At 45.1% G+C, this 15,045-nt stretch carries 15 protein-coding genes and 3 pseudogenes; 16 read left to right on the plus strand and 2 right to left on the minus strand.

All coding sequences use genetic code 11. The features are described 5' to 3' along the window. Nucleotides 1-339 precede the first annotated feature (339 nt). The 3 genes and pseudogenes from proS to PGQ38_RS12530 form a co-directional block, all read left to right on the plus strand. Nucleotides 340-1,779, plus strand: a complete 1,440-nt coding sequence (proS, locus tag PGQ38_RS12520) for a proline--tRNA ligase (RefSeq protein WP_148463164.1) — start codon at nucleotides 340-342, stop codon at nucleotides 1,777-1,779. A gap of 134 nt (nucleotides 1,780-1,913) precedes the next feature. Then, nucleotides 1,914-3,254 carry a CCA tRNA nucleotidyltransferase gene (locus tag PGQ38_RS12525; protein ID WP_148463165.1) on the plus strand — a complete coding sequence of 447 codons (1,341 nt, stop codon included), beginning with the start codon at nucleotides 1,914-1,916 and terminating at the stop codon, nucleotides 3,252-3,254. Between the two features lie 123 nt (nucleotides 3,255-3,377). Then, nucleotides 3,378-4,259: pseudogene (locus PGQ38_RS12530) on the plus strand (CotS family spore coat protein); the annotation flags it as partial. Here PGQ38_RS12530 and PGQ38_RS20065 read toward each other — a convergent pair. Next, a pseudogene (locus PGQ38_RS20065) lies at nucleotides 4,156-4,407 on the minus strand (DUF6783 domain-containing protein); the annotation flags it as partial. The pseudogenes PGQ38_RS12530 and PGQ38_RS20065 overlap by 104 nt on opposite strands. Here PGQ38_RS20065 and PGQ38_RS20070 point away from each other — a divergent pair. From PGQ38_RS20070 to ftsH, 11 genes and pseudogenes are all read left to right on the plus strand, one after another. Then, a complete protein-coding gene (locus PGQ38_RS20070; protein WP_306467791.1) occupies nucleotides 4,345-4,524 on the plus strand; it encodes a DUF6783 domain-containing protein in 180 nt (59 codons plus the stop codon). The pseudogene PGQ38_RS20065 and the gene PGQ38_RS20070 overlap by 63 nt on opposite strands. Nucleotides 4,525-4,549: 25 nt before the next feature. Continuing rightward, nucleotides 4,550-4,825 (plus strand): HU family DNA-binding protein, encoded by a 276-nt coding sequence (locus PGQ38_RS12535; protein WP_117851504.1) that lies wholly within the window; start codon nucleotides 4,550-4,552, stop codon nucleotides 4,823-4,825. 72 nt (nucleotides 4,826-4,897) lie between these two features. Beyond that, complete coding sequence (locus tag PGQ38_RS12540) at nucleotides 4,898-5,137, plus strand: RNA-binding S4 domain-containing protein (RefSeq protein WP_173773275.1); 240 nt, start codon at nucleotides 4,898-4,900, stop codon at nucleotides 5,135-5,137. 101 nt (nucleotides 5,138-5,238) lie between these two features. Continuing rightward, a complete protein-coding gene (gene yabP, locus PGQ38_RS12545; protein ID WP_118581555.1) occupies nucleotides 5,239-5,520 on the plus strand; it encodes a sporulation protein YabP in 282 nt (93 codons plus the stop codon). 3 nt (nucleotides 5,521-5,523) lie between these two features. Continuing rightward, on the plus strand, nucleotides 5,524-6,027 hold the full coding sequence (gene yabQ / locus PGQ38_RS20755) for a spore cortex biosynthesis protein YabQ (protein WP_204453369.1): 504 nt from the start codon (nucleotides 5,524-5,526) through the stop codon (nucleotides 6,025-6,027). Beyond that, complete coding sequence (locus PGQ38_RS12550) at nucleotides 5,981-6,295, plus strand: FtsB family cell division protein (protein ID WP_226815895.1); 315 nt, start codon at nucleotides 5,981-5,983, stop codon at nucleotides 6,293-6,295. Before yabQ ends, PGQ38_RS12550 begins: the two co-directional genes overlap by 47 nt. A 177-nt stretch (nucleotides 6,296-6,472) precedes the next feature. After that, nucleotides 6,473-6,535, plus strand: a pseudogene (locus PGQ38_RS20760) (DUF6783 domain-containing protein); the annotation flags it as partial. 15 nt (nucleotides 6,536-6,550) lie between these two features. After that, the gene (locus tag PGQ38_RS12555; protein ID WP_118581564.1) at nucleotides 6,551-8,038 is read left to right on the plus strand and encodes a SpoIIE family protein phosphatase; all 1,488 of its coding nucleotides are present in this window, start codon (nucleotides 6,551-6,553) and stop codon (nucleotides 8,036-8,038) included. Nucleotides 8,039-8,158: 120 nt separating this feature from the next. Next, a complete protein-coding gene (tilS, locus tag PGQ38_RS12560; RefSeq protein WP_148463168.1) occupies nucleotides 8,159-9,694 on the plus strand; it encodes a tRNA lysidine(34) synthetase TilS in 1,536 nt (511 codons plus the stop codon). Further along, nucleotides 9,687-10,214: a hypoxanthine phosphoribosyltransferase gene (gene hpt, locus PGQ38_RS12565; RefSeq protein WP_118581570.1), complete on the plus strand. Its 528-nt coding sequence runs from the start codon at nucleotides 9,687-9,689 to the stop codon at nucleotides 10,212-10,214. The genes tilS and hpt overlap by 8 nt, the downstream gene beginning before the upstream one ends. Before the next feature lie 16 nt (nucleotides 10,215-10,230). Continuing rightward, nucleotides 10,231-12,081 (plus strand): ATP-dependent zinc metalloprotease FtsH, encoded by a 1,851-nt coding sequence (ftsH, locus tag PGQ38_RS12570; protein ID WP_204453367.1) that lies wholly within the window; start codon nucleotides 10,231-10,233, stop codon nucleotides 12,079-12,081. A 94-nt stretch (nucleotides 12,082-12,175) separates the two neighbouring features. On the opposite strand, the gene PGQ38_RS20075 is transcribed toward ftsH, so the two are convergent. After that, nucleotides 12,176-12,406 carry a DUF6783 domain-containing protein gene (locus PGQ38_RS20075; RefSeq protein ID WP_334297255.1) on the minus strand — a complete coding sequence of 77 codons (231 nt, stop codon included), beginning with the start codon at nucleotides 12,404-12,406 and terminating at the stop codon, nucleotides 12,176-12,178. Between PGQ38_RS20075 and PGQ38_RS20080 the strand changes: the two genes are divergently transcribed. Both PGQ38_RS20080 and PGQ38_RS12575 read left to right on the plus strand, forming a co-directional pair. Further along, nucleotides 12,305-12,550 (plus strand): DUF6783 domain-containing protein, encoded by a 246-nt coding sequence (locus PGQ38_RS20080; RefSeq protein WP_334292298.1) that lies wholly within the window; start codon nucleotides 12,305-12,307, stop codon nucleotides 12,548-12,550. The genes PGQ38_RS20075 and PGQ38_RS20080 overlap by 102 nt on opposite strands. 35 nt (nucleotides 12,551-12,585) lie before the next feature. Beyond that, on the plus strand, nucleotides 12,586-14,718 hold the full coding sequence (locus PGQ38_RS12575; RefSeq protein ID WP_270431972.1) for a glycoside hydrolase family 13 protein: 2,133 nt from the start codon (nucleotides 12,586-12,588) through the stop codon (nucleotides 14,716-14,718). The last annotated feature ends 327 nt before the right edge of the window (nucleotides 14,719-15,045 follow it).

The raw sequence follows: 15,045 nt of genomic DNA on the forward strand, positions 1-15,045 counted from the left end.
AAATAAATGAAGTGGCAATGAAGAGAATAGTACATGAGGAGCAATCTCAGAGAGAAATCCAGGCCGACAGGCAATGGTGTGAGGATTTTGTGCGCAAGTCATGGAACCGGCCTCAGAGCTCCGCACAATTGAAGTGCGGCGTCTGTCCTACGTTATCAGGATAATTGAGTGAGCAGTGGAGCAGTCATTTCCAGTGTTAATCAGGGTGGTACCGCCGAAGCCTTTCGGTCCCTTTTGCAGGGATGGAAGGTCTTTTTTTATGTGTTTTTCAAATAATACATGGAATTTACCAGATTTCCCTGGCGTTTAAATATTAGAAAATCAAAAAGGAGAAAAATCATGGCAAAAGAAAAGAAAATGGTAGAAGCTATCACATCCATGGATGTGGATTTTGCACAGTGGTATACCGATGTTGTAAAAAAAGCGGAACTTTGCGGCTATACAAGTGTAAAGGGATGTATGGCAATCAAACCAGCAGGATATGCAATCTGGGAGAATATCCAGAAAGAGCTTGACCGCAGATTCAAAGAGACAGGCGTAGAGAATGTATACATGCCAATGTTCATTCCGGAATCCCTTCTGGACAAAGAGAAGGATCACGTAGAGGGATTTGCACCGGAAGTTGCATGGGTAACACACGGCGGACTTGATCCTCTTCAGGAGCGCCTTTGCGTACGTCCTACATCCGAGACTCTGTTCTGTGATTTCTATCAGAAAGAGATTCAGTCCCACAGAGATCTTCCGAAAGTATATAATCAGTGGTGCTCAGTAGTTCGCTGGGAGAAAACAACCCGTCCGTTCCTTCGTTCCCGTGAGTTCTTATGGCAGGAAGGACATACTGCCCACGCTACAGCTGAGGAAGCAAAAGAACGTACCATCCAGATGCTGAACCTGTATGCAGACTTCTGCGAGGAAGTACTTGCAATCCCGGTTATTAAAGGTCAGAAGACAGAGAAAGAGAAATTTGCGGGTGCAGAGGCTACTTACACAATCGAGTCTCTGATGCATGATGGAAAAGCACTTCAGTCTGGAACCAGCCATAACTTTGGTGATGGATTTGCAAGAGCATTCGGCATCCAGTACACAGATAAAAACAACCAGCTTCAGTATGTACACCAGACATCCTGGGGAATGACAACTCGTATGATCGGTGCTCTGATCATGGTTCATGGAGACAACAGCGGACTTGTTCTTCCACCAAGAATTGCTCCGGTCCAGGCTGTTGTAATCCCGATCCAGCAGAGAAAAGAGGGCGTTCTGGAGAAAACAGAGGAGCTGACACAGATTCTGAAAGCAGCTGGAATCCGTGTAAAAGCAGACGTTACAGACAAGAGCCCGGGATTCAAATTCGCAGAGCAGGAAATGCGTGGTATTCCGGTAAGAATTGAGTGCGGTCCGAAGGATATCGAGAGCGGACAGGCTGTTATCTGCCGAAGAGATACCAGAGAGAAATATATTGTGAAGTTCGAAGAACTTGCTGCTAAGGTTCAGGAAGTTCTGGACACCATGCAGAAGGAAATGCTGGAGCGTGCAAGAGCCCACAGAGATGCTCACACCTATGTAGCAACAAATTACGAAGAATTCAAGGAGACCATCAACACAAAACCTGGTTTTGTAAAAGCTATGTGGTGCGGCAACCGTGAGTGCGAAGATAAGATCAAAGAAGACGTTCAGGCAACATCCAGATGTATGCCGTTTGAGCAGGAACATTTAAGCGATGTCTGTGTATGCTGTGGAAAACCTGCCAAGAAAATGGTATACTGGGGACGTGCTTATTAATAACAAAAGGGATTGCTGTTTATTTTGCAATCAGTAGTCAAAAAGGGGCAAAATTATTTTGCCCCGCTTTGTTTTTCAAGGCAGAGAAGTGTATGAGGAGAAGTTTTGTTTTAAATCAGAGGCAGGTGATAAAGATGGTATTTGAAATTCCACAAAAAGTTGAAATAATTATAAATATTCTGGAAAAAGCTGGTTATGAGGCCTATGCAGTAGGCGGCTGTGTCCGCGATGCCCTTCTGGGAAGAACTCCAAATGACTGGGATATCACAACCTCAGCCAAGCCGGAGCAGGTCAAAGCCCTGTTTCACAGAACCGTAGATACAGGAATCGCTCACGGAACCGTAACAGTGCTGCTTGAAAAAGAGGGATTCGAGGTTACCACCTACCGGGTGGATGGCGAGTATGAAGATGGCCGTCACCCGAAAGAAGTAACCTTTACGGCCTGCCTGGAGGAAGATTTGAAGCGTCGGGACTTTACCATCAACGCCATGGCCTACAATCCAAGGAAAGGGCTGGTGGACCTTTTTGAAGGGCAGAAAGACCTGGAAAACAAGGTGATCCGCTGTGTTGGTGATCCTCTGGAACGTTTTACAGAAGACGCTCTTCGCATTATGCGTGCTGTACGTTTTTCTGCGCAGCTTGGCTTTTCCCTGGAAGAAGAGACCCGAAAAGCTCTTTCTGTGCTTGCACCAAATTTAAAACATGTAAGCGCAGAGCGGATCCAGGTGGAACTTGTAAAACTTCTGGTGTCCCCTCATCCAGATTATCTGCGGATTGCCTATGAAGCGGGAGTTACCAGGGAATTTCTGCCGGAATTTGACCGCTGTATGGAGACACCTCAGAACACTCCACACCACTGCTATAATGTGGGAGAACATATTCTCCACAGCCTTTTGTATGTGAGGGAGGATAAGGTGCTAAGGCTGACCATGCTCCTTCACGACATTGCCAAACCTGTTGTACGAAAAACAGACGAAAATGGCAGGGATCATTTCAAAACACATGCTTCTGTGGGAGAAAAAATGTCCAAGGAAATTTTGCGCCGTCTGAAGTTTGACAATGACACCATTTCCAGAGTGAGCCGGCTGATTCGCTGGCATGATCTGCGCCCGACTCCGGCACCTGCTGAGGTGCGGAAAGCCATCAATGTAGTTGGGGAAGATCTGTTTCCCATGTGGATGGAAGTCCAGTATGCGGATAACAAAGCGAAAAGTGATTACCGTGGGGAAGAAAAAGCTGCCCGTCAGGCCGGAGTTCGAATGACCTGGGAAGAAATTATGGAAAAAGGCGAATGTGTTTCCATGAAAGGTCTTGCAATTACTGGCAGTGACCTGATCGCAGCCGGAATGAAGCCTGGAAAAGAAATGGGAAGTGTGCTCCATGAGCTTTTGGATGCTGTTCTGGAGAATCCGGAACTGAACAAGAAAGAAGCACTTCTTTCCCTTGCTTTTGCAGCCGATAAAAAACTTCTTTAGAATAACATATCCCTCCCACTCATAAGATAGAAGGTATCTGAAGACATTTGGCATATGTGAGTGACGGGGGGATTTTTATTGTATGATTATGGTCTTAGCACCCTGACCCAGTATGGAATTGAAGTGAAATCTTCGTCCAGGACCCGGGGAGCATTGGTATGTCGTACAGAACAGGGAATTCTGCTCCTCAGAGAGTTTCACGGCTCCGAAAAAAAACTGCTTTTTCAGCAGGAAGTGTTAAAAAAACTTTCCCAGGAAGGCTGTCTGGTTGATACTTTTATTGAAAATCAGGAAGGCTCTTTGGTTACCAGAGATAAGGATAATATTCCCTATACCCTTCAGAACTGGTATGAAGGCAGAGAGTGTGACACCAAGTCCAGGGAAGATATTATAAGAAGTGTGCAGATTCTGGCAAGGGTACATAAATTTATGAATATGCCTGTGGAAAAAGCCTACATGGCGCGTTCCCTTGCAGATGAGTATGCAAGGCATAATCAGGAAATCCGCAAGATCCGTAAATTTATCCGCCAGAAAGGTGCCAGTGCCAGATTTGAAAAGGAATTTTTGGGCAGTGTACAGTGGTTTCTGGAAAAAGGGGAAAAAGCACTGGAAATGCTTGTAAAGTCGGACTATGAAAAACTAAGGGACAAGGCGGGCGAAGAGGGGCTTCTATGTCATGGCGAATATAACCAGCACAATGTTCTTCTTTGTAAAAATCAGGCTGCTGTGACAAATTTTGGTCACTTCAGCTTTGATGTGCAGATCAGCGACTTGTATTGTTTTATGCGAAAAATCCTGGAAAAATATAACTGGGATGTATTTCTGGCCAGACGGATGCTGGAGCAATATGACAAAATACGTCCTATTTCTTCGGAAGAATGGGAAAACCTGCAAATCCGTTTCACATATCCGGAAAAATACTGGAAACTGGCAAATTACTACTTTTCTCACAACAAAGCATGGATTTCCGGCAAGAATACAGAAAAGCTGGAAAAGGTAATTGCCCAGAAGAAAATATGGGGGGATTTCCCTGAAAACTGCTTTGGAAAATCCCCTTTCTAGAGCGTGCTTGAAAAAGGCTTTCTGCAAGATGGGTGTCACAATTTGTGGGAGATTTTGTCCGGATGAGGGCGCCGTAGCGGGCTACGGCAACCGAATTCGGGCAAAATCTCCCGCAAAGTGGGGCGTGCAGCTTGCGGGAATGATTTTTCAAACACGTTCTAGCGCAAAAACCTTGACAATACAGGGCAAAAGGTATATATATAGATAGAAGAATCTTTAGAGGAGGAAACACCATGAATAAGACTGAATTAGTAGCAGCTATGGCGAAAGAAACCAATCTGTCCAAGAAGGACGTTGAAGCTGTTTTAAAATCATTCATCGACGTTGTATCAGAAGAACTGAAAAAAGGTGAGAAAGTTCAGTTAGTTGGCTTTGGTACATTTGAAGTCAGCGAGAGAGCTGCCAGAGAGGGAAGAAATCCTCAGACTGGTGAGACCATGAAGATCGAAGCTTCCAAGGCTCCGAAATTTAAAGCTGGTAAAGCTTTAAAAGATATGGTAAACGCATAATCGCGTAAGCTTTTACAGGAGGAACTTTATAGTTCCTCCTTTTTTAAACACGCTCTGATATAGGAGAGTATTATGAGATTAGATAAATTTTTGAAAGTATCCCGCCTTATTAAGAGAAGAACTGTGGCAAATGAGGCATGTGATGCAGGAAGAGTGCTTGTAAATGATAAGCCGGCCAAGGCTTCTGTCCAGGTGAAGACAGGAGATACTATTGAGATTCAGTTTGGAAGCCGCAATGTGAAGGTGGAAGTGCTGGATGTGAAAGAGACTGTGAAGAAGGAAGAAGTTGAGAATCTGTACAGGTATGTTTAAGAGTTCTGAGAACGAAGGAAACAGCATTACTTAAGCAGGTTCTAATTTTAAAGAAAAAATCATAGATTATCTGTGAACCCACATATTTGGGAGAGAGGGATTTGGAAGAAAAGGTTGTGAACATTTCCCATAAGCTGATACTGGATAACAGGAAAGAAGCATCTGTCACAGGTGTGAAGGATGTGATTTCTTTTGATGAAAAAGAAATCCTTCTTCAGACTGCTGACGGGAAGCTGCAGATTCGCGGCAGCGGGCTTCATGTAAAAGGACTAAACCTGGAAAAAGGAGAAGCTGCTCTTGCCGGACATGTGGATTCTCTTGTCTATTTGTCTAAAGATTCCCCACGAAAAGAAGAACCATTATTTACAAGGCTGTTCCGTTAAGCTATGAGCATATATATCTACAATGAGATCTGGCTTTTCGTCTGGGCTTTTGCAGGGGGTGCGGTGCTGATCCTTTGCTACAGCCTGCTTCAGGAAATAAGAAGGCTCATTTTCTGCAGTCCGGCAGCAGGAGGGATTTTGGACCTTCTTTATTGGGTGTGCGCAGGACTTCTGGTATTTGCAGGAATTTACCGGATCAACCAGGGAATCCTGCGTAGTTTTCTGTTTTTGGGAATTATATCAGGGGCATTTCTTACATATCTGACAATAAAACCTTTATTTGAAAAAATTTGTTATATAATCCTGGAGGTTCCTGTCAGATTCGTAAAAAAAACTTCAAAAAAATATATAAATTGGTTGCTATTTTTTTGTAAACGTTGTAAAATTTTAGTTAAGCAATCTGCAAATCAGTACAAAAATAGTACCAGAAATCGTTTGCAGATGAGAAGAGGCAGGAAGTTTGGGAAAATCAGGGAAAAAACGAAGAAAAAAGACAATAGGGTATAATCATCTCGGGATGTTCGGTATTTCTCTGATCGTTCTGATTCTGATTCTGACGCTTATGGCACAGAGCCGGGACCTTAAGGAATCTCTTGCCGGCTATGAGACCAGGGCAGAGGCATTAAGCCAGCAGATTGAGGAAGAGCAGGCGCGCACTCAGGAGATTGAAGATCTGAAGCAGTATATGCTCACGGATGAGTACGCAGAGCAGGCCGCCAGAGAGAAGCTGGGTCTTGTGAAGGAGAATGAGATTATTTTTCAGGAGGAGAAATAAGGTTCTGGGAAAAACGAAGTTTGGAAGTTTCTGACGATATATTTTTCAATATGGTCGTCTTTGTTTGACATATATTTTCATACCTGTCCCCTATAATAGGCATAAGGTGCTGCCGAAGGTGATGTAAATGCAGCATTCCTTTGCAAAAACAAGGGCAGCAGTTAAAGACTACATGAACAGTGGGGCGTGCAGCTTGCGGGAATGCTTTTTCAAACAGGCTCTGGCACTGTAAGGCTGTAAAGGGGAGGGGAGAATATGCAGGAATGGATAATTGCCATGCTCGTGATCAGTGTGCTGCTGGTGCTGCGGGACATGGCAAAAGTTTTTTTCAGGGGAAGAAGTTTCCTTAAGGCAGAGCAGCCGGCCGAAGAGAAAAATCCCCAGAAGGAGAAGGTGGAGCGGTATGCGGCTTCTTTTCGGAAGCTTGCAGACAGCTTTTATGGATTACCCTACCGAAAAGACTATTTAAGCAACGGCCAGGTGGATGGAATCATAAGGGAGACCTGTGATGAGATATGCAGCCACTGTTATCAGCGGGAAATCTGCTGGGGCACCCAGTCGCAGGAAATGTACAGAGGAAGCGAGCGGATGATTCGTTCCATGGAGGAGGGAAATCAGGAGAAAATACAGGAGACAAAAAGCGACTGGATGAGTGTATGCAGTCGTTTTTCCCAGTATTATGAGACACTTGGTAACTCTTATATGAGGGAGCGGCAGAAGCTGATATGGGACAACCGGATGATCGAAAGCCGCCTTGCCGTGGCACAGCAACTCCAGGAGATGTCCAGAATCATGGATATGGTGGCAGAAGACCTGTACGACATTTCCATTGCGGATCCTCAGCTTATGACGGAATTGCAGAAGATTCTCAGGAAGCGTCATATTGTGGTGAAGCAGGTCTGGGTGATGGATAAGGTGGAAGGAAGACGTGAGATTTTTCTTACCATGCGTGCCAGAAGCGGGCAGTGCATTTCTGTTAATGAGGTGGCACAGCTTTTGTCTCAGGAATTCGGAACTCCCATGGCGGCAGCAGGAGGAAGAAGAATTGTAAATGGAGAATACCATACGGTTCATTTTGTGGAGGATGTAAGTTATCAGGTACTTTACGGAGTGGCAAAGCTGACCAAGGAAATGGAGAAGGTTTCCGGAGACAATTATATTTGCAGACAGGAAGAGGCAGGCCGTTTTGTAATGTGTCTTTCCGATGGAATGGGCTCCGGGGTGGAGGCATGCCGGGAAAGCGAGGAAGTGGTAGAACTTCTGGAACAATTTCTGGAATCCGGTTTTACCCAGGAGACGGCGGCGAAAATGGTGAACTCTGCTCTTGTGATGAAGGGACAGGAAGGGATTTTTTCAACAGTGGACATCTGCGCAGTGGATTTATATACGGGAATCTGTAACTTCCTGAAAGCGGGGGCTTCCGCCACTTTTATCAAAAGGGATCACTGGGTGGAGGCCATTTCTTCAGAGAGTCTGGCGGCAGGGCTGATACAGCAGGTGGATTTTGAAACATCTTCAAGGAAGCTGTATCACGGGGATTATCTGATCATGATGACAGATGGCGTCTTGGATGCGCTGCCTGCCATGCGGGAGGAGGAGACCATGAAAGAAATCATTATGGATATCCATGAAGAGACTCCCAAGGAGATGAGCCGGGGGATTTTGGAGCGGGTGCTAGGATACAGCGATTACTGCGCCAGGGATGATATGACGGTTCTTGTAGCTGGAATGTGGAAGAAATAGAATGATTATTTTTGAGTAAAAAACAGATATGGAATCATATGAGCATATGAATATGTTTGAAAGAAGTAATATTGTTACGGTTCACGAAAGAATCAGTAACGTATCAGAGGCAGAGCTAGTATGTATCAGAAAGTGAAAGCATATATGAAAGAACATGGCATGGTAGTGGATGGGGATGTGGTCCTTGCCGGAGTTTCCGGAGGAGGAGACTCCATGGCTATGCTGGAAATGTTAAAAAGATATCAGGCTGAAGCAGCTTTTTCGCTGTGTGCGGTACATGTGCATCATGGAATCCGCGGCGAGGAAGCTGACCGGGATGAAAGAGTAGTAAGAGAGACCTGCGAAAAATGGACGATTCCTTTTTTATCCTATCATTACCCGGTACCGGAGCTTGCAAAGAAATGGAAAATGGGACTGGAAGAGACAGGAAGAAAAGTCAGACAGGATGCGTTTTCCAGGGCAGAAGCTGATTATTTTGGAAAATCAGAAACGGCTGACCTCCAGGGTGGGGGAAGAGTCTCTGCCGCCAGAGAAGGAAAATTACGGATCCGTATTGCTCTGGCCCACAATGAAAATGATGTGGCGGAAACTTTGCTCCACAATCTTTGCAGAGGAACGGGGCTGAAAGGTCTGGCTTCTATTTTGCCGGTGCGGGATGAAATTATTCGGCCCATTTTGTGTTTAAATAAACAGGAAATTGTCAATTATTTAATAAAAGAACAGATTCCCTATGTAACAGACAGTACCAATCTTACAGATGATTATACAAGAAATAAGATCAGACATCAGATATTGCCTATTCTGGAAGAACAGGTGAATGCTTCTGCTGTCCGCCATATGGCGGAGACGGCCAGTCTTGTTAGTCAGGCAGAGGAGTATTTGTCCCGTCAGGGAGAACGCCTTGTGAAAAAGTATGGGGAAAACAGGGAGCGGGGAATTTTCCTGTCAGAAGCATTCTGGCGGGATGAGCCTGCCATAGCTTCTTACGGAGTGCTTCAGGTTTTTGAAGAGCTGGCTGGGAAACGTAAGGATTTTACAGCTGCTCATGTAAAAAGTGTGGAGAGCCTTCTGAAGCTTCAGGTGGGACGACGGATCAATCTGCCTTATGATCTGGCGGCGCTTCGAACTTATGGAGGAATTTTACTGGGAGAAAGACAATTACTGGGAATGTCAGATAGAAATCTAAGTTCAAAAGAGTACGATCCAGTGAAAGCTGAAAAAAATCAGGAGAGGAATGCACTGCAAAAAAGTGTCCAGTTGAGTAAAAAGGAGCTGGAAACTGCTTGTGAACAGGTACTTTTTACAGATAATGTTTTTTATCTAAAAATATTTTCTAATGAAGGCCAGAAGATTGAAGAAAAAAAGTATACGAAATGGCTGGATTATGATAAAATAAAACAGGAACTGTCCATCCGGACCAGACAGCCGGGAGATTTTCTCATTGTAGATGACAAAGGGAGCAGCAAGAAGCTGAACCGTTATTTTATAGATGAGAAGATCCCATCAGAGGAAAGAGACAGCATCTTGCTTCTATGTACCGGCTCTGAGGTTTTGTGGGTGGTGGGAGGCAGAATAAATGAGAATTATAAAATAGCTCCCAGAACCAGGAGAATATTGGAAATACAATACCAAGGAGGAAAAGATAATCATGAGTGAAAAAATCAGAGTTTTACTGGATGAGGAGACTGTGGAGAAGCGTATCTGCGAAGTAGCAGCCCAGATCAGCGAAGAGTACAAGGGAAAAGAAATCCACATGATCTGCGTTCTTAAGGGCGGAGTATTTTTCATGTGTGAGCTTGCCAAGAGAATCACAGTGCCGGTAACTCTTGATTTCATGTCTGTTTCCAGTTATGGAGATGACACCAAATCAAGCGGAGTTGTAAAGATCGTCAAGGATCTGGATCAGCCTCTTGAAGATAAAGAAGTTCTTGTTGTGGAGGATATTATTGATTCCGGAAGAACCTTAAGCTATCTGCTGGACGTTCTGAAGAGACGTAATCCAAACAGCGTGAGACTTTGCACCTTGTTGGACAAACCGGACCGCAGAGTGGTAAAAGGGGTTGATGTGGATTATTGCTGCTTCAATATTCCAGATGAGTTTGTTGTGGGCTATGGTCTTGACTATGCCCAGAAATACAGAAATCTGCCATACATCGGAGTGGTAGAGTTCGAATGAAAGGAGAATTATACAAGTGAATAAGCAGTCAGGCAGAATTGGCTTGTATCTTGTCCTGATCGTAGCTTTGATCGCAGGTTACCTGTATCTGAACAATCAGGTAGCTGTCCAGAGTGATTATACTTATGGACAGCTGGAGCAGGCAGTGACAGACGGAAAGGTGACCAGTGCCACGATCCATCAGAACAGTGAGGTTCCAACAGGTTCTGTGATCGTGAATATAAGCGGCGAGGGACAGAAGCGTATTTATGTGGCAGATGTAAATGAGGCAGAGCAGCTTCTTCGAGAGAGCGGGCTTGATCCTGCTGTTGAGGATGTGCCGAAGCAGAGTGTATTTATGAACTCTGTTTTCCCGGTACTTCTTACCTGTGGTCTTATCATCTTCCTCATGCTGATGATGAACCGTCAGATGTCAGGTGGGGGTGGTGGCACCAATGCCAAGATGATGAATTTCGGCAAAAGCAGGGCGAGAATGTCCATGCCGGATGATAAGAAAGTGACTTTCCAGAACGTAGCGGGCCTGGAGGAAGAGAAAGAAGAACTGAAGGAGGTTGTAGATTTCCTGAAGGATCCCCAGAAGTATACCAAGATGGGGGCCAGAATCCCGAAAGGAGTTATCCTTGTAGGACCTCCAGGAACTGGTAAGACGCTTCTGGCCAAGGCTGTTGCCGGGGAAGCGGGCGTTCCGTTTTTCTCCATTTCCGGTTCTGATTTTGTGGAAATGTTTGTTGGTGTAGGTGCTTCTCGTGTAAGAGATCTTTTCGAAGAGGGCAAGCGTCACGCACCTTGTATCATCTTTATTGATGAGATTGATGCTGTTGCAAGACAGCGTGGAACCGGCATGGGAGGCGGTCATGATGAAAGGGAACAGACTCTGAACCAGCTTCTTGTAGAGATGGATGGATTCGGGGTAAATGAAGGCATTATCGTAATGGCCGCTACCAACCGTGTGGATATTCTGGATCCTGCAATTCTTCGTCCGGGACGTTTTGACCGCAAGGTTGGCGTAGGTCGTCCGGATATTAAAGGAAGGGAAGAAATCCTCCATGTTCATGCCAAGGATAAACCTCTTGGCGAGGATGTAGACCTGAAACAGATCGCTCAGACTACAGCTGGATTTACAGGTGCAGATCTTGAGAACCTGATGAATGAGGCGGCTATTGCTGCAGCCAGAAAAGGTCATGTATTTATTTGCCAGAAAGATATTAAGAATGCCTTTATCAAGGTTGGCATCGGTGCAGAGAAAAAGAGCAAGGTGATCTCCGAGAAGGAGAAAAGGATCACCGCTTATCATGAGGCAGGCCATGCAATCTTGTTCCATGTGCTGCCGGATATGGAGCCTGTTTACACCATTTCCATTATCCCTACCGGAATGGGAGCAGCCGGCTATACCATGCCTCTTCCAGAGAATGACGAAATATTTAATACTAAGGGTAAAATGCTCCAGGATATTACCACACTTCTTGGAGGACGTGTGGCAGAGGAGCTGATTTTCGGCGATATTACAACTGGTGCATCCAACGATATCAAGCGGGCTACCAGCGAAGCAAGAGCTATGGTGACCAAGTATGGTATGTCCGATAAGATTGGACTGATCTCCTATGGAGATGATGACGATGAGGTATTTATTGGACGGGATCTGGCGCACACCCGCGGTTACAGCGAGGATGTTGCCAAGGCAATTGACAGTGAGATTCACAGTATCATTGAGGAGTGTCATGACAATGCGAAGAAGATTATTTCTGAGCATATGGAGGTTCTTCATGGCTGTGCCAAGCTCCTTCTCGAGAAGGAAAAAGTTCATCGGGATGAATTTGAAGCACTTTTTACAATGGAAAAATCGGGTGAATCAAATGAAAGTATATAACATGCACAAAAAATAATAGTGATTTTTGTGAAGTTTGTGCACACTTTTTGGTGGACACATGGTACTATATACATCGTAAAAACCCCCCAATACATTATATAGTTTTTGCTACACCCCATAAGAAGAAATACCTTCTCCAAAAAAGACAGCTTTTACCGGCTGTCTTTTTTACGTTAAATGAATAAGGTATTTTAGAGCGTGTTTGAAAAATCATTCCCGCAATCTGCACGCCCCACTTTGCGGGAGATTTTGCCCGAATTCGGTTGCCGTAGCCCGCTACGGCGCCCTCATCCGGACAAAATCTCCCACAAATTGTGACGCACATCTTGCAGAAAGCCTTTTTCAAACACACTCTAGAGCGTGTTTGAAATGTGGTGGGAGTTCTTTGGTGAAAACGTCGGTAAGCTGGGCGGAAATTTGGAGAATAAGCCGAATTTTAACAGTTGTGGGAAGAAATGTTTTCAGTTAAAATATAGGGTGTAATTTTTTTGAAAGAGGGATGTTATGGATCGTAATAATGCAGATGTAATGAAAAAAATGCAATATATATTGAATATGAGACCGGTTTTGAATACAGAGGCATTGTTCAGCGATGGTTCTGATTATTACCGTTGTCCGTCAAATCCCAAAGCAGGAGACAAGGTCCGTATCCGCTTCCGCACCAAGCGGAACAACGTAGATATGGTTTATTTAGTATACGATGGCAAGCGTCAACAGATGGAGCGTGTGGCCAAATCCAATGGATTTGATTATTATGAGACTTCTATTATTATGGGAGAGGAGATTGTCCGTTACCATTTTGAGATCACATACGGATGGGTGACCTGTTATTATAATTATCAGGGTGTTTCCATGAACCCGGAGGAGCGTCTGGAGTTTGAGATTTATCCGGATTATGATACACCCCAGTGGGCGAAGGGTGCTGTTATGTACCAGATTTTTGTGGATCGCTTCTGCAATGGGGATCCGACGAATGATGTGGAGGATCGTGAATATTTTTATATTGGCGATATGACTTCCAGGGTAAGAGACTGGGGAAAAGTTCCGGCAGTAATGGGGGTGCGGGAGTTTTATGGCGGTGACCTGCAGGGAATTATGGATAAACTGGATTATCTGCAGGATCTGGGAGTGGATGTTATTTATCTGAACCCGATTTTTGTTTCTCCAAGTAATCACAAGTACGATATTCAGGATTATGAGTATGTGGATCCCCATTACGGCAAGATCGTGGAGGATATGGATGATGGCCTTCTGAATGAGGGGGACCGCGAGAATGCCCATGCCCGGAAATTTATTAAGCGTGTGACCGATAAGCGGAATCTGGAGGCAAGTAATGAACTGTTTGCAAAGCTTGTGGAGGAAATCCATAAGAGAGGCATGAAAGTAATCCTGGATGGTGTGTTTAACCATTGTGGATCTTTTAACAAATGGATGGACAGAGAGCGGATCTATGAGAACCAGGAGGGATATCCAAAGGGAGCGTATATTTCTGCAGACAGTCCATATAGGTATTACTTTAATTTCTATGACGAGAACCGCTGGCCGTACAATCCTACCTATGATGGATGGTGGACTCATGATACTTTGCCGAAGCTGAATTATGAAGCCTCCAGGGATCTGTATGATAAGATTCTGGAGATTGGTAAGAAGTGGGTTTCTGCGCCTTATAATGTAGATGGATGGAGATTGGATGTGGCGGCAGATCTTGGGCACAGCAACGAATTTAACCATCAATTCTGGAAGGATTTCAGGAAAGCTGTAAAGGAGGCAAATCCCAATGCGATCATTCTGGCAGAGCATTACGGAAATCCGGAGAGCTGGCTGCAGGGGGATGAGTGGGATACGGTTATGAACTACGATGCCTTTATGGAACCTCTGACCTGGTTCCTGACGGGCATGGAGAAGCACAGTGATGAGTGCAGGGATGACCTTTATGGAAACAGTGATGCCTTTATTGGGGCTATGAAGACTCATATGAGGGCACTTCATATGTCTGCACTTTATACGTCCATGAATGAGCTGTCCAATCATGATCATTCCAGATTTCTCACCAGAACAAACCGCCGTGTGGGAAGGATTTCCTATGCCGGTGCGGAAGCTGCTTCCCAGAACATCAATCCTGCAGTGATGCGTGAAGGTGTTGTGGTGCAGATGACCTGGCCGGGAGCACCAACTGTTTATTATGGTGATGAGGCAGGTGTCTGTGGCTTTACGGATCCGGATAACAGAAGAACTTATCCATGGGGACATGAGAATCAGATGATGATTGCGTTCCACAGAGATATGATTAAGATCCATAAGGAATATGATTTCTTAAGTAATGGTTCCCTTGTGTTCCTCTGGAATGATTATCAGGGACTTTGCTTCGGAAGATTTTCCCATGATGAAAGAATGATTGTGATTCTGAATAACCGGAATGAGGATCGGGAGGTTGAGATTGAGGTCTGGAAGACGGGAATCAGCAGACTGAAGGATTCTGTGTTGAAGCGGATCATGCTGTCTTACCGTGATGGATATACTACGGAGGAATATGAATATACAGCCAAGGCAGGTGTGATCAGGGTGCCGATGCCAGCGTTTGGGGCGATGGTGTTGTATCATAAGTGTGAGAATCCGACTATATTTGTGGAAGATTAAGGGACGCCGCGAGGAGGAACCTATGGGCTGACGGCCAGAGCTGCGGTTCCGGGATTTTCCATATACGCTTATTTGCAGGAGGTGGAGCAAACTCGGCCACATGGTGGCCTCAGACAGTGCTCCACCTCCTGCGCGTATATGGAAAATCCCTGGAATCCTCGCAATGGCCGCCAGTCCATAGGCCCCTCCTCGCGGCTGAGTATTCAAGGCGAAAAAAGAACGTTTGGTATCAGGGCGCTGCGCTGCTGATACAGAGAAGAGGGATAAAAAACGCCCAGACAAAAATACCTGGGAGTTTAGAATATAGTGGATGGAGAAGGATTCGAA

The organism is Blautia faecis, assembly GCF_027662325.1.
In the GTDB taxonomy this organism is placed as follows: domain Bacteria; phylum Bacillota; class Clostridia; order Lachnospirales; family Lachnospiraceae; genus Blautia_A; species Blautia_A faecis.